Source organism: Rugamonas rivuli (genome assembly GCF_009380165.1).
Classification (GTDB): domain Bacteria; phylum Pseudomonadota; class Gammaproteobacteria; order Burkholderiales; family Burkholderiaceae_D; genus Rugamonas; species Rugamonas rivuli.
Genome location: NZ_WHUF01000004.1, coordinates 219044 through 244830, shown reverse-complemented (window position 1 = coordinate 244830; position 25787 = coordinate 219044). Strand labels below are relative to the sequence as shown.

Genomic DNA, 25787 nt, shown 5'->3' with positions numbered 1-25787 from the left:
GTAGGTAGCAATGAAAATCGGTGAACTAGCCAAACGCAGCGGAATAGCGGCATCAACCATTCGGTTCTATGAATCGAAAGGGCTGTTGAAGGCGGTCAACCGCCAGTCCAACGGTTATCGGGACTATCCACTTGAGGCTGTAGCTCTGCTTGCCATCATCAATGACGCGCAAAAGGCTGGTTTCTCGCTTGAAGAAATCAAGCAAGTTCTGCCAGAAGATATTTCTTCGTGGAGGCATGATGAACTGATGGCGGCGCTCAAAAAGAAGATTGCCGACATCGAGTCATTGGAAGTGCGGCTGGCTCAAAACAAAGCCCATCTCCGCTCGCTGATTCAGCTGATCGATTCCAGGCCTGCCGACATCGATTGCAAGGACAATGCGGCAAGAGTCATGGCCAGCATGGGAATCACGAGCAGCGACTAGGCCAGGCCCAGCTTGGCCGGGATCGCTTTATTGTTTCACCAGTTCGACCCGGCGATTCTTTTCACGTCCCGCTTCCGCATCGTTCGAGGCCGCCGGCGAGTACGAGGCCACGCCCTTGGCGCTCAGCCGCTTGGCATCGACCTTGTACTCCGCCGCCAGCACCTTGATCACCGACTCGGCCCGCTTCTGCGACAGCTCCAGGTTGTGCGCCAGTGCGCCCTGGCTGTCGGTATGGCCGACCACGTACAGCTTCAGCTTGGCATCCTGCTGCAACAGTTTGGCCATCTCGGCCAGCGCGTCTTTCGATTCCGGCTTGACGTCGGTCTTGTCGGTGTCGAAGAACACGCCGTACACGGCCACCTTGCCATCGGCCGCGATGCCCTTGGCCATGTCCGCCGCGTTCAGGTTGGCAGACACCTTGCCGCCTTCCATCGCCTTGGCTTCAACGATCTCGACATAGATGCCGCCGAGCTTGTCCTGCACCGGCGCCACCGAGTACACGCCGACATGGACCAGCGAACCGTCCGGCCGCGTGCCTTTGGCCAGCAGGTAGCGCTCGTCGTTGCGGCCATAGTTGAATGGATCCCAGCTGGCTTCGGCACCCTGGATGAAATGGTCGCCGACGCGCTTTTCAAGGAAGAAGTCGCCGAAGCCTCTGCCGCAGGTTTCCTTGGCGCAGGCGAACACCGTTTTCAGGCCGGCCTTTTCCAGCGCGGCCTGATAGTTGCGCATCACTTCCAGCGCCGAACGCTCGCGCGGGAAGTTGTAGGCCATGCGGGTGTATTTGCCCTCCAACAGCAGCTTGCTGTCGAATGCCATCTGGCCATCCTTGCTCTCGATGCGTTTGCCGGCGGGCAGCATCACTTCGTCGAACTCCTTGAGGCCGTAGCCAACCATCTTCGACCCTTCAAATCGCGACAACAGCGGATGATCCTTGCCGTTCTTGACGGTGTCCTTGGCCGGCATCTGGGCGTGAACGACGCCGGCGCACAGCAGCAATGGAAGAAGGCGATAAGCACGCATGTCGGTCCCGTCTGAAGATGGTTGAAGAACGTCGATTGTAGGGATAACTTGCATTTAGATCAATTTTAACTTTTCAATCGAACGGCCCCTGCGGGTGACAATTAGCGTATTTTCTATTTTGCTCAAATGATATTCTTGAGGCTCAAAATACCTTGGGAAGATCGCATGAATAAATTCAAAGTAATGGCTTTATTGGGAGCGTTGTCCATGGCCGGTTGCGGTGGCGGCGGCTCGACGGCGCCAGCAGCGCCGGCGACACCGAAATCGGCCACCATCTCCGGCAGTATCGCCGGCCTGTCGGCCAACAGCACTCTGCTGCTGGTCAATAGCAATGCGGAGACTATCGCCGTCAAGGCGACTACCAGCTTCAAGTTTGCCAATCCGGTGGCTGCGGGCACGCCGTACAGCGTCACGCTGTTTGCCAATCCGAACGGCAACGACTGCAAGGTCGCCAATGGCGCGGGCACGGTCGCCCAGGACGGAGGCGACATCAGCAATGTCGCCGTGACGTGCCAGCCTGCTGCGATCGGGCTGTTGAAATACAACGTGGGGGTGACGGTGTCGGGCCTGGCGGCCGGTGGTTCGGTCAGCTTCGCCGACGCCCAGGGCAATATCCTGAAAGCGAGCGCCAACGGCCTGAGCGTGTTTGCGCAGTCGTATTCGCCGCTGGCCGTTCCCGGCGCGAACTACAACGTGACGGTATCGTTCAACCCGACAGGACAGACCTGCACCCTGGCGAACAACGCGGGGACGAACGACACCACCCCGAGCTTTACCAACTTCATCAACGTGACTGCGACCTGCAAGTAAATAAAAAAAGCCAGCTTCCGAAGAAGCTGGCTTTCTTGTACAGCGAGGCTTATGCCGGCAATTACATCATGCCGTCCATACCGCCCATGCCGCCGGCAGCTTTGTCTTCGGTGACTTCAGTGATCATGCAGTTAGACCTTATCCCTCATCATAAATTCATCCAATTAACCTATTTTGATGAGTGTGAGGGATGGCAGCAGCAATCGAATAAGAGCTGAACTGTCGCGTTGCTTAGTCATGTCCCTCCGCGCTTACTTGCTTGAGCTATAAGTCATTTTTTTAGCAGCCGCTTGTAGATCGTTGTGATTTGTTCAAGCGCATAATAGCAGGCGCGGGATTTTCCCATAATTTCGGGTTTGCTTTTTGCCATATCCATATATACACGCTTTGCGCTTGCCACTAACTCCTCATCGTCAAGTTCCGCTGGTTGAACGATTTTCCAAACATTCCGTTTTTTTACTGCAAATTGTGATAATGCAGCAAGAATTGGGAAAATAATGCCATCAGGGACTTCTATGATTTCTGCGCCGTCACGTTCAATCGAGCGAAGGCCTGTGCCTTGGAATGCTTGGTTTTCTTTCCAATGTGTATAAATCTCCCAAGCTTGCGGAGCGATATCAAGGCTGAACTGATAGGCTTGCGCCATAATATCATCGCCATCATCACTCTTTGCTTCTTCGTAAACCCGTCGAAAGTCTTTTAAGCAAGTTGCTTTGGCGGAATAGGTATAAGTTTTACTATATTCCCCCTGTTTCCACCAAAGTTCTTGAGGGGTTAGCGCGGCAATGACCTGCAAGAGTTTTTCGGTTTGGATTATGTCATTCGTCTCAGATGGTCGTTCGCTTTCAGATTTTCGCAAACGGAGCGAAGAATTCGATTTTTTTAACCGAGCTTCAAGTTCATCTAACTCTCCCTTTCGGCCTGCAATACTCAAAAGTTGTACATCGTTTTGGAAGTTGCGAGCAATAGAAATATCGGCGATCAGGTCATCATCGTCGGTAACTATCAACTCAAACTTTACAAACACCTCATCAGCTTCAGATCCGTTGGATTTTAGGTATTCACGAATAACACCTTGAGTTTGAGAGCCGTTGATAATACTTGAATTGGTTAATGTCAAAAGGCGCGTTTTCTCATCCGCCGACGATGAGCGAGCAATGATAACGATCCCGCTATTCAGTACGCTGAAAACTGATGGTCGTTCTTTCAATGTCTCTCGAATAGCAAGATGGACTTGCGTCGGACTCTTTTTTAATTTCCCTTCTCCCTCGACAAGGTAACCTCGTACATTCTCATGTGTTGGAAGACCAATCACGGAAGTAATAGGCATTTGACCAGCATAAACCAAACGCTTTTCAGCATGGTCAGCCGGACTGGAGATATTGCGGATCGAATGAAAAGGAATAGAAATAATACTAGCGGCAGGGCGCTTTGCGGAAGTGCTCATTGTTTTTACTTTCTACATGAGCCGTTGGTTCGTATATCTCACCAAAAAATTTGATGGACTCCAACAGGCAGAGATAATTTATCATTTTAAGCTGGGTTGTGCAATATTTTTTATCTTTAAAACGAACATAGATGTTACCTCAAATAAAAAAGCCAGCTTCCGAAGAAGCTGGCTTTCTTGTACAGCGAGGCTTATGCCGGCAATTACATCATGCCGTCCATACCGCCCATGCCGCCCATGCCACCCATACCGCCCATGCCGCCGGCAGCTTTGTCTTCGGTGACTTCAGCGATCATGCAGTCGGTGGTCAGCATCAGGCCAGCGATCGATGCTGCGTTTTGCAGTGCCGAACGGGTGACTTTAGCTGGGTCCAGAACGCCCATTTCAACCATGTCGCCGTAGGTGCCGTTGGCAGCGTTGTAACCGTAGTTACCTTTGCCAGCCAGAACCGCTGCAACCACTACCGAAGCTTCTTCGCCGGCGTTTTGAACGATCATGCGCAGTGGCTCTTCCATGGCGCGCAGAACGATCTTGATACCTGCGTCCTGGTCTGGGTTGTCGCCTTTGACGTTCAGAGCAGCACGAGCGCGCAGCAGGGCTACGCCGCCGCCTGGTACGATGCCTTCTTCCACGGCAGCGCGGGTAGCGTGCAGTGCATCTTCAACGCGGGCCTTCTTCTCTTTCATTTCAACTTCGGTGGCTGCACCGACTTTGATCACTGCAACGCCGCCGGCCAGCTTGGCCACGCGTTCTTGCAGTTTTTCACGGTCGTAGTCCGAGGTCGCTTCTTCGATTTGCACGCGGATTTGCTTGACGCGGCCTTCGATGCCTTCAGCGCGGCCAGCACCGTCGATAACGATGGTGTTTTCCTTGCCGATTTCGATACGCTTGGCCTGGCCCAGTTCTTCCAGGGTGATTTTTTCCAGGGTCATGCCGACTTCTTCAGCAACCACTTGACCGCCGGTCAGGATTGCGATGTCTTCCAGCATGGCCTTGCGACGGTCGCCGAAGCCTGGGGCTTTGACTGCGCAGGTTTTCAGGATGCCGCGGATGTTGTTCACAACCAGGGTTGCCAGTGCTTCGCCTTCGATGTCTTCAGCGATGATCAGCAGTGGACGGCCGGCTTTAGCGACTTGTTCCAGTACCGGCAGCAGATCGCGGATGTTCGAGATTTTCTTGTCGCACAGCAGGACGAATGGATTGTCCAGGATGGCGACTTGCTTCTCTTGGTTGTTGATGAAGTATGGCGACAGGTAGCCGCGGTCGAACTGCATACCTTCAACGATGTCCAGCTCGTCGTTCAGCGACTTGCCGTCTTCCACGGTGATGACGCCTTCTTTGCCGACTTTTTCCATCGCTTCAGCGATGCGGTCGCCGATCGACGAATCCGAGTTGGCGGAGATCGAACCAACCTGGGCGATTTCCTTGGTGGTGGTGCATGGACGGGCGATGATGGCGATCTGCTCGACGGTGGCAGCAACTGCCTTGTCGATGCCGCGCTTCAGGTCCATCGGGTTCATGCCGGCGGCAACGAACTTCATGCCTTCGCGCACGATGGCTTGTGCCAGCACGGTGGCGGTGGTGGTGCCGTCGCCGGCGTTGTCGCTGGTGCGGGAAGCAACTTCCTTGACCATCTGCGCGCCCATGTTCTGCAGCTTGTCTTTCAGTTCGACTTCTTTAGCGACCGACACGCCGTCCTTGGTGACGGTAGGGGCGCCGAACGAACGTTCCAGCACAACGTTGCGGCCTTTAGGGCCCAGGGTGACTTTCACTGCGTTGGCCAGGACGTTGACGCCCTCAACCATTTTGGCGCGCGCTGCGTCGCCGAAAATTACTTCTTTAGCTGCCATGTTGTTTCTCCAGAATTAGGTGATGAGTGCAAACGTGGGTGTCAATTACTTGACGACGATTGCCATGATGTCTTCTTCGCGCATGACCATCAGTTCTTGACCGTCAACTTTGACGGTTTGGCCGGCGTATTTGCCGAACAGAACGCGGTCGCCCACTTTGACATCCAGAGGACGGACTTTGCCGTCTTCCAGGATCTTGCCATTGCCGACGGCGAGAACTTCGCCTTGATCCGGTTTTTCAGCGGCCGCATCAGGGATGATCAGGCCGGACGCAGTTTTGGTTTCCTGGTCGAGGCGTTTGACGATTACGCGATCGTTCAAAGGGCGAAGGTTCATACAAAACTCCTTAAAATTAACAATGGTACTGTTTGTTGCCGCATCAACAAGGTTGCTGCGGCGGAAAGTTTGGCCGAGAGCGCTGTTAGCACTCCCTTGGAACGAGTGCCAATTATAGGGACGGTATTAGGCTATTTCAAGACATACTTGCTGAATTGATGTGATTGGTCTGGCTCAGGCGGCGGGCAGGCTCAGCCGGAAACGCACTTGGCCCGGCTCCGCATCGGCCAGGGCGAGGCTGCCGCCGTGGGCCACGGCGATGTCGCGCGCCAGCGACAAACCCAGCCCGACGCCGTCCACCCGGCGCTGGTGGGCGTGGTCGGCCCGGTAGAAGCGGTCGAACAGGCGGTGGCGATGCTCTGGAGCAATGCCGTGCGACGCATTGGCGACGTCGATCCGCCATTGTTCGCCCTGGCGCCGGACCGACAGCGCGATCCAGCCGCCCGGCAGCCCGTATTTGACGGCGTTGCTGACCAGGTTTTGCAACACCTGGCGCAACAGGTCGGCGTCGCCGCGCACGGCGATCTGTTCGGGCAGGTTCAGGCGTACGGGCCGTTCCGCGTCCAGCAGGCCGATGTCTTCGGCCAGCTCGTCCAGTGTCGGCCGCAGGTCGAGCGGGCAAGGGGGGATGGCCAGCTGGCCGGCGTCGGCGCGCGCCAACAGCAGCAGCTTGCGCACGATGCTGTCCAGCCGCCGCACTTCATCCAGCATATTGGCCAGGCTTTCCTCCAGCACAGGATCGGCGCCGGCGCGGGCGAAGCTGCGTTCCAGCTCGCCCTGCAGGATGGTCAGCGGCGTGCGCAGTTCGTGGGCGGCGTCGCCGGAAAAGCGCGCCGATTGCAGGAAGCTGCGCTGCAGCCGCTCCAGCATGGCGTTGTAGACGCTGATCATCTGGGCGAATTCCAGGTCTTCCTCGGCGGCCGAGACCCGCTGGTCCAGCTCGCTCGCGGTCAGCCCCACCATGACGCCGGTCAGGTGCTCCACCGGCCGCATCGCGCGCCCGGCCAGATACCAGGCCAGCGCCCCCATGGCCACGGCCAGCACGCCGATGGCGGCCGCGAAACGGGTCAGGCTGGCGCGCACCTGGGCGTCCGACAGGCTGCGGTTGACGGCCACCCAGATCGTCACGGAGCCGTGTTCGGTACGGCCGATGCGCCAGCTCTGGCCGGCGCCCTCGACGGTGTGCAGGCCGGGGCCGCGCGGCAGTTCGGCGCCGCCTAGCCAGTGCTGCCAGGCGGGGCTGCGGTACAGCGGCTTGCTGCCGGCGTCTTCCACCAGCAGCAGGGCGTAGGTTTCCGGACCGCTGGCGGCCGGGGCGAAGCCGCTGAAGCTGGCGTTGAGCTGGGCGTCGGTGGCCGGCCACAGGGACAGCGGCGTGGCCTGGAAGCCGGGGCCGGCCAGGTGGGCCGACAGCATGCGGTCGATGATGTCGGCGCGGCGGTGGATGATGGTGTAGCTGGCCATCGCGTACAGCAGTACGATGGCGGCCAGCGCGGTGAGGGTGGAACCGAGGGCGATGCGCAGCCGGAACGAGCGCAGGCGCGGCCAGTGTGCTTTCACGCCGGCTCGTCCGGCTTGCGCAGGCGGTAGCCGACGCCGCGCACCGCTTCGATGGCCACGTGGTCGGGCAGTTCCAGCTTCTTGCGCAGGCGCTGGATGCACACATCGACCATATTGGTCTGCGGCTTGAAGTCGTAGCCCCACACATGTTCGAGGATCTGGGTGCGGGTGTAGACCCGGCCCGGCGAGCGCAGCAGGTATTCCAGCAGATTGATTTCGCGCGCGGTCAGGTCGACGGCGCGGCCGTCGACCTCGGCCACCCGGCTCAGGCGGTCCAGCCGCAGCGGTCCCAGCGTCAGCACATTCTGCCGTTCGCCGCTCACGCGCCGCAGCAGCGCATGGATGCGGGCCACCAGTTCTTCGACATAAAAGGGCTTGGCCAGGTAATCGTCGGCGCCCAGGTTGAGGCCGGTCAGGCGGTCGTCCAGCTCGTTGCGCGCGGTCAGCAGGATGACCGGCACGTTGCGCCCCTCGCGCCGCATGGCCTTGAGGATGGACAGGCCATCGCGGCCCGGCACCATCACGTCCAGCAAGACCACGTCGTAGTCGCGCGACAGCGCGTAATCGTAGCCGAGGTTGCCATCTTCGCAATGGTCGACCAGGAACCCGTGCTCGCGCAGGCCGGCGCACACAAAACTGGCGATGCGTTGTTCATCTTCTACTAAAAGCGCTTTCATGGCGGCATTGTCGGCGCTGGCCCGGCCGCCGTCAATCCTGGCCTTTGATTACAACTTTGTAATTTTCCCGTTTGCCGAGCTGTCATTTGGTCTTGATTTAATGCAAGTGTGTCAAACCATAAACAAGGGGTAGAGATGAGTATCGGCAGCTGGTTAAAGAAACACGTAGTGAAGCCCATCGTCAACGTGGTCGACAAGGTCGGCGACACCGTCAAGGACATCGGCGGCGATTTGAATGGCATCGGCGATGCGTTCGACGCGGTCGGCGATGACATCACGGCGGCGGCCAAGAAGATCAGCGAACTGGGCTATACCAAGAAAAGCCTGGGCAACGGCGACAACAATTACACGGCCAGCTCGCTGGGCGCCAACATCATCCACGGCGACGGCGGCAACGACACCATCACCGTCAATGCCGGCGCCTACAACAACCTGTACGGCGACGACGGCAACGACACCATCATCGTGCGCGTGGGCGGCTACAACCGCATCGACGGCGGCAACGGCGACGACACCATCCGCGTCGACGTCGGCGTCTACAACAAGATCAGCGGCGGCGCCGGCAACGACACGGTGACGGTGGCGGCCGGCGCGGCGGCCGACGTCGACCTGGGCGACGGCAACAACAGCCTGTCCATCAACAGCGCCTACAACGAGATCACCGGCGGCAACGGCAACGACCGCGTCACGGCCAACGGCGGCTGGAACAAGATCGACGTCGACGGCGGCGACAACACCATCACCGCCAACGGCGGTTCCAACACCGTCAGCACCGACGGCGGCAACGACAACATCACCGTCAATGGCGGCTCCAACACGGTCAACGCGGGCGACGGCTGGAACGTCATCAATGCCGGCGGCGCATCCAACGTCATCAACACCGGCAAGGACGCCGACGTGGTCACGGCCGACGGCGCCAGCAACGTCATCAACACCGGCGGCGGCGACGACCGCATCACGGTCAAGGCCGCCAGCAACGTGATCGACGCCGGCGAGGGCACCAACACGGTGAAGGCAGACGGCGGCAACAACCACATCACGGCCGGCGCCGGCGACGACACGATCACTGCCAACGGCGGCGCCAACGAAGTCAAGGCGGGCAACGGCAACAACAACGTCACGGTGAACGGCGCGGCCAACGTCGTGACCACGGGCACGGGCTGGGACACGGTCACCGCCGCCGGCGGCGCCAACATCATCAGCACCGGCGCCGGCAACGACAAGGTGCAGGCCGTGGGCGGCGCCAACGTCGTCAATGCCGGCAGCGGCAATGATGTAGTGGTCGCGCTGGGCGGCGCCAATGGCATTACCGCCAGCGACGGCAAGGACAACATCGTCGCCGGCGGCGGCGCCAACGTCGTCATCGATGACGGCGGCAATAGCAACATCGTGCTGGGCGGCCTGCTCAACATCGCCTACACCGGCGGCGCCGGCAACAAGGTGGCGGCGCTGGGCGACAGCAACGCGCTGGTCAGCAACCAGGGCGGCAACACCGAAGTGGCGGTCGGCGTCAACAACGTGCTGCTGGCTAACGGCAGCGGCAATACGCTGGTCGGCGCGGGCGGCGCCAACCTGGTGGCCACCACCGTCGGCGGCGACACCGTGGTGGCGCTGGGCGGCGCCAATGTGGTGCTGACCGAACTGGGCGGCATGGTCAAGACCGCCACCGGCGGGCTGGGCAAGGTGCTGGCCGACGCCATGCCGAGCAAGGCGGCCGCCACCGCCATCAACAACGCCAGCGCCAAGCTGGCGGCCGCGCTCAACAGCGGCGCCGGCAACGATACCGTGGTGGCGGTGGGCGGCAACAACGTCATCTACACCGGCGGCGGCAAGGACGTGGTGACGGCAGCCGGTGGCAACAACATCGTGCTGGCCAACGGCGGCGACAACATCACCACCGCGCTGGGCGCCAACAACATCATCGTCAACACGGCGGGCAACAACGTGGTGACGGCGGCCGGTTCGGTCAACGTCATCGTGACCGGCCTGGGCGATGGCCTGGCCGATGTCAGCGCCAAGCTGGGCAGCGCGGCCGGCGGCGCCACCAAGGCCGTGGCCGCTTTCATCGGCAGCAACCTGGCCCATGGCGACGGCAACGACGTGGTCAGCGCCATCGGCTCGACCAACGTGGTCTATACCGGCAGCGGCAACGATGTCGTCACCGGCATCGGCGCCAACAATGTGGTGTGGAGCGGCAGCGGCAACGATACCGTGACGGTGTTCGGCGCGCGCAACGTGGTGTGGGGCGACGCGGGTGCGGACACGGTCACGGCCGTCGGCGCCAACAACCTGCTGGCCACCGGCAATTACGCGGAAACCGCAGCCACCGCCGTCGGCCTGGTCGATTCCATCGCCGCCGGCGTGGCCGCCACCGATCTGGTGTCCAAGGCCGGCCTGTCGGGCGCGGCGTCCAGCCAGAGCAGCCCCGATGTGATGACCGCATTCGGCAAGAACAATGTGCTGATCGGCGGCAGCGCCGACACCGTGGCTACCGCGCTGGGCGTCAACAACCTGGTGGCGACCGGCGCCGGCAACGACGTGGTCAGCGCCATCGGCAGCAAATCCGGCATCGTCACCGGCGCCGGCAACGACGTCGTCACCGTGATCGGCACCTACAACGTGGTATCGGCCGGCAACGGCAACAACGTGGTGACGGCGCTGGGCAAGGGCAACCTGATCGAGGGCGGCAGCGGCGACGACGTGCTGACCGCGCTGGCCTTCGGCACGGCCGCCAAGGCCGTCAACGTCAACGGCAACCTGATCGTGGCCGGCGACGGCAACAACGTCGAAACCGTGGTCGGCAAGGACAACGGCGTCATCGGCGGCAGCGGCAAGGACGTGCTGGTCATGGTCAGCTACGGCGGCGGCAACACCAGCATCACCACCAACGAAGCCGAGGGCACCAACCAGACCACCACCAGCACCACCAAGGGCAGCACCCAGCTCAACGTGGCCTGGACCGGCGCCGGCAACGATACCGCCGTCGTCTACGGCGACCACAACGTGGTGCTGTCGGACGCGGGCGACGACTTCCTCGTCGTGCTCAACGGCGGCAGCAAGCTGAGCTATTCGAGCGTGACGAACGAAGCGATCGAAGGCTCGGACAAGGCGCAGACCACCAGCTCCACCAAGGTCAGCCTCGACACCGGCATGAACTTCGTCCACGCCGGCGACGGCAACGACACGCTGATCCTGGCCGGCACCACCACCATCGGCATGGGCGGCAACGGCAACGACCTGATCGTCTCGTCCGGCCAGAACAACATCGCCCTGGGCGGGGCCGGCAACGACACCATCATCGGCCTGGCCGAGATCACCGTGTTCAATGCGGCCGAAGCCATCGTCGAGAACGACTACGAGTCGGCTGGCGACTGGGTCAGCGCGGCCATGAACGCCAACTTCATCCGCTCGCAGTACGGCGCGCTGTCCAAGGGCGACTTGGGCAAGCTCAACCTGGTGGGCAATGTGATCATGGGCGGCGACGGCGACGACACCATCTTCGCCACCAACGCCGGCAGCTATGTCGGCGGCGGCAACGGCAACGACACCATGATGGGCCTGGGCTGGGGCGTGATCGACCACCTGCTGGTGGGCAAGGCCAACGCGCTGAACGCGGCCTGGAACGATGCGGGCAAGGGCTTCGACGCCATCACCAAGTACCTGAACACGACCTTCACGGACGAGATCAGCAAAGGGTGGGGCGGCGTGGCCGACAGCATCAAGGCCGAGCTCGCCAAGGCCACGGCCAGCGGCGGCAAACTGGCCGACGGCTTGAACAGCGTGGTCAACGATGCGCTGTCCGGCATCTCCGGCACCACCGGCCTGTCCACGTCCGGCATCGACGTCGCCACGCCGCTCAAGTCCGCGCTCGACGGCGGCAAGAGCGGCCTGACCACGGCCGTCAACGGCATCAGCAGCGGCGTCAACTACGTGGCCGATGCGGATGTCGGCACGGCGCTGGCCGACGCCACCGACTGGATGGGCAACGCGCTGAAGACGGCGTCCGACGCCAGCGGCGACGGCGTGAACTGGCTGGGCAAATACCTGGGCGTCAACCTGCACCTGAGCGAATTCAAAGGCGCCGACTTCTTCATCGCCGGCATGCTGGCCTACACGCTGGGCTACAAGTACGCGGGCAATAACCGTCTGTTCGGTGGCGCCGGCGACGACACCATGTACAGCGGCATGGGCAACGACGCCCTGTACGGCGGGGCGGGCAAGGATACCTATGTGATGTCCATGGGCGACGGCAAGGACACGGTGCATGAAGTGGTCGGCGGCAACGACGTGCTGAAGTTCACCGGCAACAAGCTGTTCAACGTCGCCATCTCGGCCGATCACGTCAAGGCCAATATCGACGGCAGCGACCTGATCATCAACTATGTCGATGGCGGCAAGTCCTACGCTCAGTTCACGGTGGCCGACTACGCCAAGGTCAACGTCACCGAGCTGGATCTGGTCGATGCCAGCGGCAAGCAGGTGGCCGCGATCAGCATCGCCGATCTGGTGGCGCATGCCGACCACGGCAGCAGCCCGTACGAGATGGCTGCCACGTGGACGGCGGATCGCATGCACACTTTCGCCGAATTGTTGACCGCGTCCATCACGGGCGGCAGCGCCGGAGTGCAGCTGGTGGGCCTGGCAAGCTAAGTCAGCGCAGCGCGATGCAAGGCTGAAGACGGGTGGCGCATGCCGCCGGTCTTCAGCTTTTTTTTGCGGCGTTAGGGACGCTGGTCAGCCATTTTGGTGTAAATTAAATAATATTCATTGGTTAAGTTTATTTTATTTGCAATACAATATGAGGGCCGAGCGACTACCAGGCTCGGTACTCTCATCTTGTAACCCAACCAACTGAAAGTGATCACTCTTATGATGAAGAAGCTAGTGTGCGGTGCTTTGTTGGCCGTCTGCAGTACCTTTACCCAAGTCGCCTGCGCAGCCCCCACCGAATGGGAATTCACCTGGACTGGTTTTAGATTTAGTTACAACGGCTACTACAGCGTAGATCATCCGGAATACCAAGTAAAAGGCACGTTCGCGGGCACGGATGCTAACCACGATGGCACTTTGTCGATGAACGAGTTGAGCTCGCTGAAAATCGACTTTGTCGATTATGCGGCGTGCAGCCCGAACACTAGCACTTATACCTGCAGGATAGATAATTTCTCCTACAGTCAGGCCGGGGGCTTGGAGTTCAGCGCAAGGCAGACGGTGTACAGCGACCCACCTGATGCTGGTATCCCATGGTGGACTGCGGACTCAATCAGTTATGACGAGCGTGGCATCACACAGACCCGCTTTGGCTATCAGATGCAACCAGAAGACATGGGCTACTACTTTGATTCGTATACAACCAAGACCGTCAAGCAAATTAGCGCGGTGCCGGAGCCAGAAACCTACGCAATGCTGCTGGCTGGCATGATGCTCCTGGGCGGTATTGCGCGCCGCCGCAAGTATCCGCAGTAAGGCTTTTTACGGCGCCGCGCTATGGCCTAGCGGCGCTCGCCGCGGGTCTTCAGCTGGTCCAGCAGCACGGCGGCGAGCAGGATCACGCCGCGCATCAAATACTGGTAGAAGGCGTCAACGTCCAGCAGGTTCATGACGTTTTCTACCGTCCCCATGATCAGCACACCAATCAGCACACCGAACATGCGCGCCTTGCCGCCCTGGAGCGACACGCCGCCCAGCACGCAGGCCGAAATCACATCCAGCTCAAAACCCTGCGCCGCATTCGGCTGGCCGCTGGTGATGCGCGACGCCAGTATCAGGCCGGCCATCGCCGTCACCAGGCCTTGCAGCAGGAAGATCCACACGCGCAGCCGCTCGACGCGCACGCCGGCCAGCCGCGCCGCTTCCGGATTGCCGCCGATGGCCAGCGTATTGCGGCCGAAGACGGTCTGGTTCAGCAGCACGCCGAACACCAGGAAGCAGCACGCGCACACCAGCACCGGCAGCGGCAGGCCGAAGATGCGGGTGTCGCCGAAGTTGATGAACGCGTCGTTGTTGATGCCGACCGCCTGGCCTTTCGACACGATGAACGCGAGGCCGCGCACCATCAGCATCGTCGCCAGCGTGGCGATCAGCGCGTTGACGCGCAGGTAGGCGATCAGCACGCCGTTGAAGGCGCCGATCAGCGCACCGGCAGCCAGGCCTGCGCCCACCGCCAGCAGCACGCTGCCGCTTTGCTCAAGCACGATGGCGCCAAGCACGCCGGCAAAGGCGATGGTCGAGCCGATCGACAGATCGAAATCGCGCGAGGCCAGGCAAAGCATCATGGTGCAGGCGACCATGCCGATCTGCGCCACCGACAGCATCAGGCCGACCACGTTGGTCAGCGAGAAGAAGTTTTCGACTGTGGCGGCCAGCACGGCGAACAGCACCACGTAAGCCAGCGGCATGCTGTATTCAACCAGCCATACGCGCTGGGCTTGGGACACCGCAGGCGCTGCGGCAGGATTCAATTGTGAGACGTTCATGCGATGCTCCGTGTTGGTAGTGCGGGCGTTTTAATGTAAGTGGCGGCGGGGGCGGCGGTGGAGTCGGGCAGGGCCAGGCGCAGCACCTCGGTTTCGCTGGCGTCGGCGCGCGACAGTTCGCCGCAGATTTCGCCTTCGCGCATGACGATCACGCGGTCCGAGATGCCCAGTACTTCCGGCAGCTCGCTCGACACCACGATCACGCAGCAGCCGCGCTCCGCGACTTCGTGGATGATGCGGTAGATATCGTTTTTGGCACCGACGTCGATGCCGCGCGTCGGCTCGTCGAGGATCAGCACTTTCAGGCCGGGTTCGGCCAGCCAGCGAGCCAGGATCACCTTCTGCTGGTTGCCGCCGGAGAGCAGGCGGATCTCCTGCTGGCGGTTGGGCGTCTTGATGCGCAGGCGGGCGATGAAGTCCTCGGCCAGCGCCGCTTCGCGCTTGTGGCGCAGGAACAGGCCGCCCAGCAGGTCGTTGCGGCGCACGCTGATGTTGATGTTCTCCGCAACCGAGGCCGTGGCCAGGATGCCTTGTTCCTTGCGGTCCTCCGGGCACAGTACGATGCCGGCCGCAATCGCGGCGGACGGGCCTGCGGTCGATACGGTTGCGCCGTCCAGCGTCACGCTGCCGGCGCTGCGCGTATCGGCGTTGTACAGGAGGCGCATCAATTCGCTGCGGCCTGCGCCGACCAGACCGAAGAAGCCCAGCACCTCGCCGCCGCGCACGGAAAAGCTTTGCGGGCCTTTCACGTGTTTGCCGTTGAGGCCTTGTATCTTCAGGCGTTCTTCGCCGAGCGGGCGGGTACGGTAGTCGTAGATGTCGCTCAGTTCACGGCCCACCATGTCGCTGATCAGGCGGTCGCGTGGCACGTCGGCCATCACGTCATGCGTGACGATCTTGCGACCGTCGCGGAAGATGGTGCAGGCGTCGCACAGTTCGTAAAGCTCTTCCAGCCGGTGCGAAATGTAGATCAGCGTGCGGCCGTCGGCGCGCAGTTCTTTCACGAGGCGGAACAGGATTTCGGTTTCGCGGTGAGACAGGCTCGATGTCGGTTCATCGAAGGCGATGACCTGCGCATCCTGCATGATGGCCTTGCAGATCTCGACCATCTGGCGCTGCGCGATCGACAGGTCGGCCAGCTTGGCGTCCGGCGCCAGGTCGACGCCGATGGCGGCCAGCTTCTCGGCCACCATCTTGTACGCCTTCGGCTTGTCCAGCAGGCCGAAACGGGTGGGCATGCGGCCCAGCAGCACGTTCTCCGCCACGGTCAGTTCGGGCACGTATTGCAGCTCCTGGTGGATCACGGCGATGCCGGCTCCGATGGCATCCTTGGCGCTGGTGAAGCGGCACTCCTTGCCGTCGACCAGCAAGCGTCCGCCGTCCGGTTTGTACTGGCCGCCGAGGATTTTCAGCAGCGTGGATTTGCCGGCGCCGTTCTCGCCCAGCAGGCCGTGCACCTGCCCGGCGTGCGCGGCGAAGCTGACGCCGTTGAGCGCCTTCACGCCCGGGAAGACCTTGCTGACCTGGTCGAATTGCAGATACGCGGTCATGTCACTGGCCCATCTGCTTGCGCACGTCGGCCTGGTTGGCGCGGGTCATCAGCATGCCCTTGGTCAGGACTTCGGCCGGCGGCACGGCTTTGCCGGTGATCCAGTTGTACATATTGACCGAGGTTTGATAGCCGTGCTCTTTGGCGCTGATCATCACGGAGCCGAAGAAGCCTGTGGCCGCAGGTTTGCTCAATTCGTTTTCTGCAGCCTTGGCGCCGCCGATGCCGACGCCGACCATGTTGTCCGCCTTGATGCCGCGGCCTTCTGCGGCGCGCACCGCGCCCAGCACCGCTTCGTCATTCAGGCCGACGGCGACCCAGTGCTTGAAGCGGGCGTTCTTGGTCAGCGCGATGTTGGCGGCGTTGAAGGCGCTTTCGGTATCGGTCTTCGCTTGCGGCGCATCGACGATGTTCGCGACCGGGAAGCCTGCGGCCTTCAGCGCATCGACCGCGCCCATGGTGCGCTCCTTGGCGGTCGGCAGCTGGTCGTAGGCGACGCGGATCGCGCCCACTTCGGCCATGTTCCATTTGCGCGCCTTGATTTCGGCGGCGATGCCTTCGCCTACCTGCTTGCCGATGGCGTAGCCGGAAATGCCCATGTGCGGAATCGAGGCGATAGGCTTGCCGCCGCCGTCGACCAGGCGGTCGTCGACCGAGATCACTTTCATGTTGTTGCGCTTGGCGGCGCGTTCGACGGCGGTGCCCAGTTTGACGTCCGGCGCGCAGATGACGAAGCCCTGCGCTTTTTGCGCGGCCAGGTTGTCGATGGCGGCGATCATCTTCTCGCCGTTCGGCACGCCGATCTTCACCAGCGCAAAGCCTTTTTCTTTCGCCGCCTGTTCGGCGTAGCGCCACTCGTCCTGGAACCATGGTTCCTCGGCCTGTTTGACAAGGAAGCCGATCTTGACAGGTTCGGCGGCGTAGGCGGCGGTCATCAGGAGCAGGCTTGCTGCGGCCAGTAAGGTACGTTTCATTGTGAATCTCCAGTGTTGATATTTTTATTTACGGCGTAACGCGCAGCTGATACACGGGTATCACGCTGACGCTGCGCACGGCGGCCATTTGGGCCTGTCCTGCAAAGTTTGGTCTCGCCTCTTTGGGCAAGTAGATTGGTGCGTCCGCCCGCAGCGGCAGTACGGATACGGTCAGCGGCTGGCCGAGCAGGGCGCCGGCCTGGAGCAGGCCGAACTGCCATTGGTAGCCGCTGTAGTACCAGTCGTCCAGCATGCGGGTGCCGGAGTACAGGCGGCCGATATCGCCGACGAAGTCGATCTGCAGCAGGGCGTCGTCCAGTCCGCGCAGCTGTTCGCGTGGGATGTTGATCTGCCATGTGCCGGCGGCCTTGAAGTCTTCCGGCAGCGGTTGGACTGCGGCCTTGGCGCTGCCGCCGATGACGACCGGTGCGGCTTCCTGCGCCGTGCGGGTCGGCGTGACGGTGGCTTTCAGATCGCGGGCGGGCAGTTCTGCTTCGAAGGACTGGAAGATGCCGTCGTTGCTGGCTGCGCGCAAAGCGGCCTGCGATCCGGCGGTGCTGGCTTTCGGCTGGCCGCTCATTGGCGGGTAGACGGCGAAGCGGAACTTGCTGCTTCCTGCTGAACGCATTTGCAGCGCGCCGTCGGCCACGTAAGTCTGTTGGCCGCTCAGAATCAGGCGGCGTTGGCCGCCCAGTTCCGCCACACTCAGTTGCTGCGATTGTTCGGCCGTCAGCACGACGATGGTCAGCGGCCGCTTGCCGGCGCGCTGCACGGTCACTGCCGCACCGGCGCCTGGCTGCACGCCGCTTACCAGCGCACGGCCGCCATGCACGGCGACTTGCGCGGCGCTGGCGTGGAGTTGCGGTGCGAGCGCGGCATCGAACGCCAGCTCCACCGGCACGCCGCTGCTGGCACCGAACACCGCCACCACACCGGCCTTGCCCTGGTCGAGCAGGGCCAAGGGCTGCGCCGTTGCGTAGGCGAGGTTCACGCCGTCGAGATCGAGATTCAGCGGCCAGATGAAGTACGCGCCATCGGCGATGTCGACCGGCGTGGCCGGCAAGGTAATCGTCTGGCCTGGCAGCTTGACCGAGAACTGCGTGGCCTGCTGCGCCGCCATCGCATACTGGCGAACGTGGTTGTTCACAAACAGGAAACCGCGACCGCCTTCGCTGCGCACCGCGAAGCGCGGCGTTTTCAAATCGTCCGGCGTGGCAGGCGACGCATCCGGTTTGCGCACCGTCATCGGCGCAAGACGCGCACCGAAATCATGCAGGAACAAGTGGAAGGGACGCAGCTTCTCCAGCACCTTGCGCTGCTGGCCGTCCGGCCCAAGCGGCGCCTGGAAGTCGTAGCTGATCATGGTGGTGTCGTTGTAGCCGCCGCTGAGCGTACTTTCCTCCATCGACGTGCCGCCCAAGCCGGTCGGATTGCGGCCGCCGTGGAACATGTAATAGCCCATCAGGTTCACACCGGACCCCAGCTGCACCGGCAGCATGGACGCGATGTCGTCGGCCGACACCACCGTGCGGCGGCGATACATGAACGGCAGGCCCGCGCCGTATTCCGCGCCGAGGAAGGGCGTCACGTCCTTGTCCGTCTCCGCCGTGCCGGGCGCGTGGGCGGCGGTCTGCGCGCCCAGGTCGCCGCTGACGCGGGTGTCGAAGCGGAAGGCATAGGTCTCCTTGGGCGGCAGCTCGGCGGTGCTGGTGCCCCAAGGCTCGTCGGGGTAGCCGCCGAATACCGGCGTCACTTCGCCGCCGGGGTAGATGGTGCCGTCCCAGCCGGTCACGGTGTAGTAGGGCACGTCCATGCCCGCCTTCAGTGCCAGCTGTTTCAGCGCGGCGATGTGTGCCGCGCCCTTGCCGGGACCATCGATGTTGTATTCGTTTTCCAGCTGGATGCCGATCACGGGACCGCCATCCTTCCACAACTGGCCCTTGAGCTGCGCGCCGATCTGCGCATACAGCTTCTCCACCAGCGCCATGTACTGCGGATCGTTGGAGCGCGTCGGCATGGCGTTGACCACCCAATCCGGAACGCCTCCATAGCGCACTTCCGCGTGCGCCCACGGGCCTACGCGCACCACCACGTCCAGCCCCGCCTTGCGGGCCAGCTGCACGTAGCGGCGCAGGTCGCGGTTGCCCCGCCAGTCGAACTTGCCCGCCACCTCTTCGTGGTGGTTCCACATCACGTAGCTGGTGACGATGTCGATGCCGGCCGCCTTCATCTTGCGCAGCTCCGCTTCCCATTGTGTAGCGGGCGTGCGGCTGTAGTGGAACTCGCCCGCCACCGGCAGCCACGGAGCGCCGTTGCGGGTGAGGTAGCGCGCATTGGCGCCCAGCTTGTCGCCATTGGGTGCGACCGAACTGCCCATGCGCAGTGCCGCCGCCTTCGGTGCAGGCGTGGCCGCGCTGGCGTCGATGGACAGCATCGTATCGGCGCTGGCGGTGCTGCCTGCCAGGAGGCCCGCGATCAGCGCGGCGCCCGAATGGCGGCGTAACAAAAATGACATGCGGTCTCCAGTATCTTTTTTCTTTTTACCACTCGGCGACGCTGCCATCCGCGTGACGCCACACCGGGTTGCGCCAGTCCGGCGCGTTGCGGCTTGCTTCGATCACGCGTGCTTCGTCGATTTCCACGCCCAGGCCAGGCTTGGACAGCGGTTTCATATAGCCGTCGGTGATGCGGAAGTCTTCCTTGTTGAGTACATAGTCAAGCAGCTCGCCGCCACGGTTGTAGTGAATGCCCATGCTCTGCTCCTGCAGCACTGCGTTGTACGACACGAAGTCCACCTGCAGGCAGGCCGCCAGCGCGACAGGGCCGAGCGGGCAATGCGGCGCCAGCGCGATGTCGTAGGCTTCCGCCATCGAGGCGATCTTCAGGCATTCGGTGATGCCGCCGGCATGCGACAGGTCCGGCTGCACGATGGACAGGCCGCCGGCGTGGAAGACATTCTTGAATTCGAAGCGGGAGTACATGCGCTCGCCGGCCGCCAGCGGAATCGATGTGGTCTCCGCCAGACGCGGATAGTACTCGGCCTGCTCGGCCAGCACCGGCTCTTCGACGAACAGCGGGCGATATGGTTCCAGCTCGCGCAGCAGCACCTTGGCCATCGGCGCGGCCACGCGGCCGTGGAAGTCCAGGCCGAACTCGATGCTGTTGCCGAAAGCGGCGCGGATCTCGGCGACGCGTTCGACGGCCTTGTCGACGGCGGCGGCGGTGTCCAGCATGCCCAGTTCCTCGGTGCCGTTCATCTTGAAGGTGTCGAAGCCGCCCTCGCGCAGCGTGCGGATGTGGTCAATGATGTCGGAAGGGCGGTCGCCGCCCACCCAGCTGTACATCTTCATGCGGTCGCGTACCAGGCCGCCCAGCAGTTCGTAGACTGGCTTGCCCATCACCTTGCCCTTGATGTCCCACAGCGCCTGGTCGATGCCGGCGATGGCGCTCATCAGGATCGCGCCGCCGCGATAGAAGCCGGCGCGGTACATGGTTTGCCACAGGTCGTTGATGCGGGCCGGATCCTGGCCGATCAGATAGGGCTCCATTTCCTGCACCGCAGTCTCCACGGTGCGCGCGCGGCCTTCGATGACCGGTTCGCCCCAACCGACAACGCCTTCATCGGTTTCGATCTTCAGCAGCATCCAGCGCGGTGGTACACGGTAGGTGGTCAGTTTGATGATTTTCATAGGTGTGGGAAGTAAGTTCGGGAACAGTGCCCAGTCTAAGCCCGGCTGCTAGACTGGAAATATGATAAATTCGCAAGGAGCCATATCAATATCGGATAGCTGACCGGGCCCGGTGCAGGTATTCGATATCGGCATGGCAGGCGCCGAATTATTCATATCTCCGGGGTGTGCGGCGGGCTTAGACTGGCGCGATCACGTCACCCACCCGGAGTTCCCGCAGCATGAGTCCACACAGTACGGCCGTCGCGCCCACGCCCGGCATCCTGTTGATACGCGTCGGCCTGGCTGGCAGCTCGCTGCGCTGGGACGCCAACGCGGCCTGCTGGCGATGGCCGGACCCGCAAGGTGGCCAGCTGTATGCGTGGACTGGCGGCGAAGAGGTGCCGGCCGGCGTGCGCCTGCTGGAGAGCGCCGGCGTGATTGCTTGCTGCCGCTCCGGGCGCATGCTGCTAGGCCTGGGCAAGCGCCTCGGCATGGTGGAGCTGCCCGATCCCGGACAGCCCGTCCGCCCACTCCAGGCGCAGGTGCTGGCGACCATCGACGCCGCCGAAGCGCGTACCGTCATCAGCGACGGCTGTACCGACCGCGATGGATATTTTGTTTTCGGCACCGCCAACACCGGCGCCGACCGGCGGCCCATCGGCAGCTTCTATCAGTATTCGACGCGACACGGACTGCGGCGCCTGGCCTTGCCGGCGGTGGTCGCGGCGAGCAGCATCGCCTTCAGCATGGACGGCACGCGCATGTATTTCGCCGATGCGGCAAAGGGCGCCATCATGCAGTGCACCTACGATGCGGAGCGCGCCAAGACCGGCGACGTTCGCGAGTACGCGCTGGCGGCTGAGCGGGGCGCGGCCACCGTCGACAGCGACGACATGCTGTGGAGCGTGCAGGGCGGCTCGCTGGTGCAGTACGACGCCGGGGGCCATGTGCGCCGGCAGGTCGTGCTGGCGCGGGAGGCGATGGCCGGCGTGGCTTTCGGCGGCGCCGATTTGACGCAGTTGCTGCTGCTGGGCGCGCGCGGCGGCCTGTATCGCCTGCCGCCCGGCCAGGCCGGGGAACTGGCCGCCGGCGTGGCCGATACGCCGTTCGACGACACGCCCGGGGCAGGCGTCGCCGTTTCCCAACGTATGAGATACGATGATTGACGCTGCAACAGCACGCCCTTATGATGGGCGATCCAGAAAATCGCCCCTATGACCGATTCAAGCTCCGACCGCTTCGTCCGCTCCCACCTGAAAACCCGCCATCTGGTCCTGCTGGTCGAACTGGGCCGCCATGGCTCCATCGCCCATGCGGCGCAAGCCGCCAATCTTACCCAGCCCGGTGCATCCAAATTATTGGGCGAGCTGGAACACGCGCTTGGCGTGCAGCTGTTCGAACGCCTGTCGCGCGGCGTCGCCCCGACCTGGTACGGCAAGGTGCTGATACGCCGCGCCGGCGCGGCGCTGGCGGAGATGGATGCGGCCCACCAGGAAGTGATGGAGCTGTTGTCCGGCTTGCGCGGACGCGTCGGCATCGGCACGGTGCTGGCGCCGGCCACGGGCCTGGTGCCCAAGGCGATCAACTTGTTGAAGTCGCGGCACTCGCGGGTGCATGTATCGGTCAGCATGTCGACCAGTAAAGCGCTGGTGGAGCGGCTGCGCAGCGGCGAACTGGATCTGGTCGTGGGACGCATCCTCGACACGGCCGCCGCCGATGAACTTAATTTCGAACCGCTGACCGACGAGCCGCATCTGCTGATCGCGCGCGCCGGTCATCCGCTGGCGGGCCGCACCGATCTGCAGCTTGAAGAGTTGATGGAGCAGTGCTGGATACTGCCGCCCGCCGGCAGCATCCTGCGCGACCGCCTGACCGCGCTGTTCCTCTCGCATGGCCTGGAGCAGCCGGCGGAAACCGTCGAGACCCTCGATTTGCCTGTAGTGGCAAGCCTGCTGACGAGCAGCGACATGATCGTGGCGCTGCCGTCGGACGCGGTGCAGCCGTATCTGGAGGCCGGCCTGATGACGGTGCTGCCGTTCGATCTCGGCGTCAGCATGGACTCCTTCGGCATTGTGACGCGCAAGCGACACCAGCTCTCGCCCGGCGCCGATGCGATGCTGCTCGCGCTGCGCGACGCCGCAGCCGGCATCTACCCTCATTACCGCAGGCCCGCATAGACATTCGTGTTGGCGAGATATACGATCTTCGTATCCCCCGCACGCAATAAGCTATTGGAAGTGCATCTTCCATTTCGTTAGCATCCAGTCATTCGTCCAAGCCGTAAATCAGAGACGAAACCAAAACAACACTGGAGATGCAAATGAAGCACAAGAAAATGAGCTGGCTCATCGCCACGCTTTTCACCTCCCCATTGCTGGTCCAACAAGCGCTTGCCCAGGAAGCAGCTGGCGATATCCAGCAGGTGAACGTCACCGGCATTCGCGCCTCGGTGCGCAATGCGCTGGCGGCCAAGGAAGCTTCGAACAGCATCGTGGAGGTCGTTTCGTCGGAAGACATCGGCAAGCTGCCTGACACCACCATCGCCGAATCGCTGGCGCGGCTGCCGGGCATGTCGTCCGGCCTGGATCGCGGCAACGCCAGCCAGGTCGTGGCGCGCGGCCTCGGACCACGCTTCATCGGCGCCACGCTCAATGGCCGCGAACTGGCGTCGTCCGAGCCTAACCGCGCGGTGCGCTTCGAGCAGTTCCCGTCCGAGTCGCTGAGCGGCGCCACGGTCTACAAAACGCAATCGGCCGAACTGGTCGAAGGCGGCGTGGCCACCACCATCGACCTGCAAACCGTCTCGCCGCTGAAGTACAACGGCCGCCAGGTGTCGTTGAAAGCGGACGCGCTGTACTACGCGATGGCGCGCGATATCCCCGGCGCCACCAAACTTGCGCCTCGCGTCGGCGGCGTCTACATCGACCAGTTCGACAACCGCAAGCTCGGCGTCGCGCTGGCGTTCAGCTACCAGGACCAGCCTTCGATTGAAAAGAACGTCAAGCAGTTTGGCTTCAATGAGGACCACTCCGCCGACTTGAACGGCGACGGCAAGATCGACAAGACTCCATGGGGTTGGGGCGATTCCGCCAAGCGCGGCAAGGACAAGCGCTCCAGCGTATTGGGCAAGGTGGAATGGAAGCCCAGCGGCGACGCCATCATCACCGGCGATGCCTACTACGCGCAGGCCAAGATCAAGGAGCCGGGCGTCGCCCACTGGAGCGGCGATACCGGTAACTGGGACGGCTGGCAGAAATCCGCCTACAGCAACCTGGATATCCGCAATGGCTATGTGGTCGGCGGCACTGTCACCGGCGTCGGCCTGACCACCAACGATACCCTGTGGACGCAGGACATGGACACCTTCGCCACTGGCGTGAACGGCAAATTCAATGTCGGCGACTGGAAGATCGAATCGGACCTGTCCACCTCGCGCGCGGGCCGCGACAGCCAGTGGCGCGACCTGCGCCAGGTCTCCAACAACGGCGCCACCGTCAGCTTCTCCTTCACCGGCGATGAGCGCCAGGTGTTCTCCTACGGGCAGGATACCGGCAATCCGGCCAACTTCGGTGCCGCCACCTTGTACGTCGATACCGATGGCCATCTGCGCGACAGCCTGAACGCGCTGCACCTGAGCGCTGCGCGCGCGGTGGAGTGGGGCCCGGTCAACAAGCTGAAAATCGGCGCGCGCGCCACTGACCGCGAGAAGGACTATCACCAGACGACGTGGAATATTTCGCGTCTCGCGACGAACGGCACCCTCTCAAACTCGGACTATGAAACCGTCACCGTTGCCGGACTGGCCGCGCCGTTCATCGCGCTGAAGGACTTCGTGGGCACCATGGAGAGAGCATTCGGCGCCTCGGCCTTCGATTCGTCCGGCCGCGTGCCGACGCAGAACGACCTGCTGTCCGGCTGGCGCGTCAAGGAGCGCAGCTCTTCGGTGTATGCACAGGGAGACCTTGAGGGCGACGTGGGCGGCAAGTCCTATCGCGGCAATGTGGGCGTGCGTGTGGTGCACACCACCCAGACGGGCGAGGGCATGCAGTCGCTGAATAACGCGGCGCCGACGGCGGTTTCCGACGGCACCAGCTACACCGAGATCCTGCCTAGCCTGAACCTGATTTTCAACATGGATGAGAAACAGGAACACCAGGTCCGCTTCAGCGTTGCGCGGGCGATGTCGCGCGCGCCGCTGGACGAGATGCGGGGTTCGCGCAATATCTTCATCGATCCGAATCCGGCCATGCCGCTGACCGGCAGCGCAGGCAATCCGCAACTGAAGCCGATGATGGCCAATCAAGTGGACCTGGCCTACCAGTGGTACTTCGGCAAAGGTTCGCTGCTGTCGGCTGGCGCGTTCTATAAAAAGATCACGCGCTACATCGGCATCGTCAGCGACAACACCACTATCGATGGCCGCGCTGCGGTGATCACCCGTTCGGTCAACGGCGAGGGCGGGAATGTGCGCGGCCTGGAGTTCATCTACCAGCAGGCATTCGATAACGGCTTCGGCGTTTCGAGTAATTACTCGTACACGAACAGCGACATCAAGGAGAGCTTCCCTACTGCGAATCCGTTCCCGATCGAGGGCCTGATGAAGCACAACGGCGGCGTGACGCTGTGGTACGAGAAGAACGGCTTCGAGGCGCGTACGTCGGCCAACTATCACAGCAAGTTTGTGCGCAACCCTACCTGGGGTGCGGGCCAGTTGATAGAGAACGGCGCCGAGACTTATCTGACGTTGAACGTGGCGCAGCAACTGACCAAGCAGTTGCAGGTGCGCTTCGGCATCGACAACCTGACCAACCAGAAGGTGGTTTACACCAGCGCCAATATCCCGCAGCAGCAGGAAGTGACCGAGTTTGGACGTCGCTTCAATCTGGGCCTCTCGTACAAGTTCTGACATCGGCCCTCCGATTGTGGTTTGGCGGAACGGTGCGTGATGGCGCCGTTCCGTTTTTTTTATCCGGGAGCGTGACTTGAAAAT

Annotated in this window: 18 protein-coding genes; 7 read left to right on the top strand and 11 right to left on the bottom strand. The window is 62.3% G+C overall.

What is annotated here, in order from left to right; genetic code table 11:
* Positions 1–10: 10 nt before the first annotated feature.
* Positions 11–424 (top strand): MerR family transcriptional regulator, encoded by a 414-nt coding sequence (locus GEV01_RS16150; RefSeq protein WP_152806255.1) that lies wholly within the window; start codon positions 11–13, stop codon positions 422–424.
* Positions 425–451: 27 nt separating this feature from the next.
* Here GEV01_RS16150 and GEV01_RS16145 read toward each other — a convergent pair whose 3' ends face one another.
* A complete protein-coding gene (locus GEV01_RS16145; RefSeq protein ID WP_152806253.1) occupies positions 452–1447 on the bottom strand; it encodes an OmpA family protein in 996 nt (331 codons plus the stop codon).
* Between the two features lie 165 nt (positions 1448–1612).
* Between GEV01_RS16145 and GEV01_RS16140 the strand changes: the two genes are divergently transcribed.
* A complete protein-coding gene (locus GEV01_RS16140) occupies positions 1613–2257 on the top strand; it encodes a hypothetical protein (RefSeq protein WP_152806251.1) in 645 nt (214 codons plus the stop codon).
* A gap of 271 nt (positions 2258–2528) precedes the next feature.
* Here GEV01_RS16140 and GEV01_RS16135 read toward each other — a convergent pair whose 3' ends face one another.
* From GEV01_RS16135 to GEV01_RS16115, 5 genes are all read right to left on the bottom strand, one after another.
* On the bottom strand, positions 2529–3704 hold the full coding sequence (locus tag GEV01_RS16135; RefSeq protein ID WP_152806249.1) for an AIPR family protein: 1176 nt from the start codon (positions 3702–3704) through the stop codon (positions 2529–2531).
* 203 nt (positions 3705–3907) lie between these two features.
* Positions 3908–5554 carry a chaperonin GroEL gene (groL, locus tag GEV01_RS16130; protein WP_008451608.1) on the bottom strand — a complete coding sequence of 549 codons (1647 nt, stop codon included), beginning with the start codon at positions 5552–5554 and terminating at the stop codon, positions 3908–3910.
* Between the two features lie 45 nt (positions 5555–5599).
* Positions 5600–5890, bottom strand: coding sequence for a co-chaperone GroES (gene groES / locus GEV01_RS16125; protein ID WP_008451606.1), 291 nt, complete (start codon positions 5888–5890; stop codon positions 5600–5602).
* Positions 5891–6064: 174 nt separating this feature from the next.
* Positions 6065–7450 (bottom strand): sensor histidine kinase, encoded by a 1386-nt coding sequence (locus GEV01_RS16120; protein ID WP_328595531.1) that lies wholly within the window; start codon positions 7448–7450, stop codon positions 6065–6067.
* Positions 7447–8127, bottom strand: coding sequence for a response regulator transcription factor (locus GEV01_RS16115; protein ID WP_152806247.1), 681 nt, complete (start codon positions 8125–8127; stop codon positions 7447–7449). Before GEV01_RS16115 ends, GEV01_RS16120 begins: the two co-directional genes overlap by 4 nt.
* Before the next feature lie 135 nt (positions 8128–8262).
* Between GEV01_RS16115 and GEV01_RS16110 the strand changes: the two genes are divergently transcribed.
* Both GEV01_RS16110 and GEV01_RS31115 read left to right on the top strand, forming a co-directional pair.
* Complete coding sequence (locus GEV01_RS16110) at positions 8263–12777, top strand: calcium-binding protein (protein ID WP_152806245.1); 4515 nt, start codon at positions 8263–8265, stop codon at positions 12775–12777.
* 219 nt (positions 12778–12996) lie between these two features.
* Positions 12997–13593 carry a PEP-CTERM sorting domain-containing protein gene (locus GEV01_RS31115; RefSeq protein ID WP_235914389.1) on the top strand — a complete coding sequence of 199 codons (597 nt, stop codon included), beginning with the start codon at positions 12997–12999 and terminating at the stop codon, positions 13591–13593.
* 26 nt (positions 13594–13619) lie between these two features.
* Here GEV01_RS31115 and araH read toward each other — a convergent pair whose 3' ends face one another.
* Genes araH through dgoD form a run of 5 tightly spaced genes read right to left on the bottom strand, consistent with a single transcriptional unit; the run spans position 13620 to position 20815 of the window.
* Positions 13620–14603, bottom strand: coding sequence for an L-arabinose ABC transporter permease AraH (gene araH, locus GEV01_RS16100; protein ID WP_070359858.1), 984 nt, complete (start codon positions 14601–14603; stop codon positions 13620–13622).
* Entirely contained in the window at positions 14600–16153 is a 1554-nt protein-coding gene (gene araG / locus GEV01_RS16095; protein WP_152806243.1) for an L-arabinose ABC transporter ATP-binding protein AraG, read from the bottom strand. Before araG ends, araH begins: the two co-directional genes overlap by 4 nt.
* A 1-nt stretch (position 16154) precedes the next feature.
* Positions 16155–17126 (bottom strand): arabinose ABC transporter substrate-binding protein, encoded by a 972-nt coding sequence (locus GEV01_RS16090; RefSeq protein WP_152806242.1) that lies wholly within the window; start codon positions 17124–17126, stop codon positions 16155–16157.
* 28 nt (positions 17127–17154) lie between these two features.
* Positions 17155–19641, bottom strand: a complete 2487-nt coding sequence (locus tag GEV01_RS16085; protein ID WP_152806240.1) for a beta-galactosidase — start codon at positions 19639–19641, stop codon at positions 17155–17157.
* 25 nt (positions 19642–19666) lie between these two features.
* Positions 19667–20815, bottom strand: a complete 1149-nt coding sequence (dgoD, locus tag GEV01_RS16080; protein WP_070269220.1) for a galactonate dehydratase — start codon at positions 20813–20815, stop codon at positions 19667–19669.
* Positions 20816–21036: 221 nt separating this feature from the next.
* Here dgoD and GEV01_RS16075 point away from each other — a divergent pair, with 221 nt between their 5' ends.
* The 3 genes from GEV01_RS16075 to GEV01_RS16065 all read left to right on the top strand — a co-directional run bounded on the left by GEV01_RS16075 (position 21037) and on the right by GEV01_RS16065 (position 25703).
* Positions 21037–21963 (top strand): SMP-30/gluconolactonase/LRE family protein, encoded by a 927-nt coding sequence (locus GEV01_RS16075; RefSeq protein ID WP_152806238.1) that lies wholly within the window; start codon positions 21037–21039, stop codon positions 21961–21963.
* A gap of 48 nt (positions 21964–22011) precedes the next feature.
* Positions 22012–22974 carry a LysR substrate-binding domain-containing protein gene (locus GEV01_RS16070; RefSeq protein WP_152806236.1) on the top strand — a complete coding sequence of 321 codons (963 nt, stop codon included), beginning with the start codon at positions 22012–22014 and terminating at the stop codon, positions 22972–22974.
* A 143-nt stretch (positions 22975–23117) separates the two neighbouring features.
* A complete protein-coding gene (locus tag GEV01_RS16065; RefSeq protein ID WP_152806234.1) occupies positions 23118–25703 on the top strand; it encodes a TonB-dependent receptor in 2586 nt (861 codons plus the stop codon).
* The last annotated feature ends 84 nt before the right edge of the window (positions 25704–25787 follow it).

Excerpts from the sequence above, each read along its gene's own strand:
- GEV01_RS16150 (WP_152806255.1), top strand. The coding sequence starts at position 11 with ATGAAAATCGGTGAACTAGCCAAACGCAGCGGAATAGCGGCATCAACC.
- GEV01_RS16145 (WP_152806253.1), bottom strand. The coding sequence starts at position 1,447 with ATGCGTGCTTATCGCCTTCTTCCATTGCTGCTGTGCGCCGGCGTCGTT.
- GEV01_RS16140 (WP_152806251.1), top strand. The coding sequence starts at position 1,613 with ATGAATAAATTCAAAGTAATGGCTTTATTGGGAGCGTTGTCCATGGCC.
- GEV01_RS16135 (WP_152806249.1), bottom strand. The coding sequence starts at position 3,704 with ATGAGCACTTCCGCAAAGCGCCCTGCCGCTAGTATTATTTCTATTCCT.
- groL (WP_008451608.1), bottom strand. The coding sequence starts at position 5,554 with ATGGCAGCTAAAGAAGTAATTTTCGGCGACGCAGCGCGCGCCAAAATG.
- groES (WP_008451606.1), bottom strand. The coding sequence starts at position 5,890 with ATGAACCTTCGCCCTTTGAACGATCGCGTAATCGTCAAACGCCTCGAC.
- GEV01_RS16115 (WP_152806247.1), bottom strand. The coding sequence starts at position 8,127 with ATGAAAGCGCTTTTAGTAGAAGATGAACAACGCATCGCCAGTTTTGTG.
- GEV01_RS16110 (WP_152806245.1), top strand. The coding sequence starts at position 8,263 with ATGAGTATCGGCAGCTGGTTAAAGAAACACGTAGTGAAGCCCATCGTC.
- GEV01_RS31115 (WP_235914389.1), top strand. The coding sequence starts at position 12,997 with ATGATGAAGAAGCTAGTGTGCGGTGCTTTGTTGGCCGTCTGCAGTACC.
- araH (WP_070359858.1), bottom strand. The coding sequence starts at position 14,603 with ATGAACGTCTCACAATTGAATCCTGCCGCAGCGCCTGCGGTGTCCCAA.
- araG (WP_152806243.1), bottom strand. The coding sequence starts at position 16,153 with ATGACCGCGTATCTGCAATTCGACCAGGTCAGCAAGGTCTTCCCGGGC.
- GEV01_RS16090 (WP_152806242.1), bottom strand. The coding sequence starts at position 17,126 with ATGAAACGTACCTTACTGGCCGCAGCAAGCCTGCTCCTGATGACCGCC.
- GEV01_RS16085 (WP_152806240.1), bottom strand. The coding sequence starts at position 19,641 with ATGTCATTTTTGTTACGCCGCCATTCGGGCGCCGCGCTGATCGCGGGC.
- dgoD (WP_070269220.1), bottom strand. The coding sequence starts at position 20,815 with ATGAAAATCATCAAACTGACCACCTACCGTGTACCACCGCGCTGGATG.
- GEV01_RS16075 (WP_152806238.1), top strand. The coding sequence starts at position 21,037 with ATGAGTCCACACAGTACGGCCGTCGCGCCCACGCCCGGCATCCTGTTG.
- GEV01_RS16070 (WP_152806236.1), top strand. The coding sequence starts at position 22,012 with ATGACCGATTCAAGCTCCGACCGCTTCGTCCGCTCCCACCTGAAAACC.
- GEV01_RS16065 (WP_152806234.1), top strand. The coding sequence starts at position 23,118 with ATGAAGCACAAGAAAATGAGCTGGCTCATCGCCACGCTTTTCACCTCC.